At 66.0% G+C, this 259-nt stretch carries 1 protein-coding gene; it reads right to left on the minus strand.

Annotated elements, in window-relative coordinates; genetic code table 11:
- Positions 1-259, minus strand: a 259-nt coding sequence (locus tag ACLJNW_RS26280; RefSeq protein ID WP_410961518.1) for a hypothetical protein, incomplete at both ends; no start/stop codon positions are given.

Here is a 259-nt window from a genome sequence, read left to right on the forward strand (position 1 = left end):
TCCTTGAATGGCGTGATCGCCTCCCCCTGGACATTCACCGCCTGCCAGCGGGTCTGCGGTAGCTTTTCGGCGAACCAGCCCGGCGCCGGTACCGACTCGACGCCGGCATAGCGCTGTTCGTCGGCAAAGCCCAGGCGCGGCAGGCCGCTGGCCAGCGCCAATCCGGCGAAGGAAGCACCGAGCAGACGCCGACGGGACAGGTAGAGGGTTTCGGACGTGACTTCCGACTCGGAACAGTCGGAACGGGAGGGAATCTTGA

The organism is Salmonella sp. SAL4457 (genome assembly GCF_046548235.1).
In the GTDB taxonomy this organism is placed as follows: domain Bacteria; phylum Pseudomonadota; class Gammaproteobacteria; order Enterobacterales; family Enterobacteriaceae; genus Salmonella; species Salmonella enterica.